Raw genomic sequence first — 1,486 nt, 5'->3', positions numbered from 1 at the left:
GCATATTTATTATTTACGTAATCCTGTAACCATTTTTGAGAAACACCCGTGCTTCTAGCTATACCAGCCAAAGAAATCTTCTCCAAAAGAAGTCGATCTATTAAATATGATTGTTGGTGAGCTAATTACTTTCTTGGTCGGATTTTCGACAAATTGGCGACCGCAACTTTGACATTTGTATTTTGGTTTTTTATTATGAATTCTACCATTTTTAACTATGTGATTTGAACCACAATCAGGGCAATTTGGTCGTGAGGGTAGCATATTATATGACTAAACTAATATTGGCAGATATCAAGGAGTCCAGTAATAGTTACTTATGATACCATAAGTGTAACTCAATCTAAATTCGAGCGCGTCAAGAAATATTAAAATCAAAAATTTTGATTGTGTTATTTATAAACTGGAGTTTAGACTAAAAAACGAGCGCATCTAAAAGTAGCTGCCTTTAAAGATCCGGCAAGCTGTTACTCAACACCTCAAGAGGGAGAAGATTAAATAGCTAATCTTGAAGACTTTTTGCGTCGAGAAACCCGTTTTTTGACAGTGGGATAATATGGTGCCTTAGTACGTGCCTTTCCTTTTTCCCAGCCGGGGGATTTTCCCCTATGTTTAGGCATTTTCGCAGGAGTACCAAGGTCAACTAAAACTGACAACATTGATTGGGCAACACGTCCAGGAGTTAAATTGATATTAGCCGATTGCCTGCAGTAATATATTCTCGACGACTAAATCCCTAGCTAGCCAGAGTTGCCAACTCATCAATGGCATTAAATCGCTCCAGCGCTCAGATTGTTCGGGAGTTCTCAAGTTAGGCAATGTCCAATGTAATCTTTGCTTAGCAAATCTATACCAATGATCCACTCCAAAACGTCGTAAATACTTAAACCAAACAGTTTCGCTTGGGGAGAGTTCGTTCTCCCACCCAAGCCAACCACAAGGGTGGAAACGGCTGACCGTTTGACATGGGATTCATTCTTAAGGGCGAGGATTAAATTGACTCTCTGTTCGGCGGCACGATAAAAATGTAAGTCAAGCCATTGCCTGACTCGGACTTGTCCCCAATCTGGATGTTCGTCAATTGCGATCCCAGTATCCGCTTCGAGCCATGTGGTTGGGTCGGAGAGCCTCATTTTCTGACCGTGCTTGCGTGGTCTGCCGCGACCACTATATGCTGGTGGTGCTGACCATAAGCCGGCATTCTTTCGGACTCTCATTAAACAATCAGCTTGAATATCTGCTTGCGCCAGTACCCAATTTGCATTGCCATATTCAGCATCTAAAACTGCTAAGACTGGATTGATGCTCTGTTCACAAACAAGTTTGAGTTGGGAAGCTGCTTTTTCTATTGGTGAAGACCAACTACTAATTCGTTCATGGAGCAGGGGTAATGCCCAACTTCCTTGAGCTTCAGGTAGTTAGAGTCGATAGGGGCATTTCTACCCCTACCTCTCCTTCAGAACGGAACGTGAAACTTTCGCTTCAT

At 42.0% G+C, this 1,486-nt stretch carries 1 protein-coding gene and 1 pseudogene; both read right to left on the bottom strand.

The features are described from left to right. A pseudogene (locus tag QUA16_RS36660) lies at positions 1 to 264 on the bottom strand (IS1/IS1595 family N-terminal zinc-binding domain-containing protein); the annotation flags it as partial. Positions 265 to 806: 542 nt separating this feature from the next. Next, positions 807 to 1,349 (bottom strand): transposase, encoded by a 543-nt coding sequence (locus tag QUA16_RS36655; protein ID WP_333181798.1) that lies wholly within the window; start codon positions 1,347 to 1,349, stop codon positions 807 to 809. Between the last annotated feature and the right edge of the window lie 137 nt (positions 1,350 to 1,486).

The sequence above is a fragment of the Microcoleus sp. S13_C3 genome (genome assembly GCF_036700905.1).
Classification (GTDB): Bacteria; Cyanobacteriota; Cyanobacteriia; order Cyanobacteriales; family Microcoleaceae; genus Microcoleus.
The sequence above is the reverse complement of the archived record's forward strand: the minus strand, read 5'-3'. Positions and strand labels throughout refer to the sequence as shown.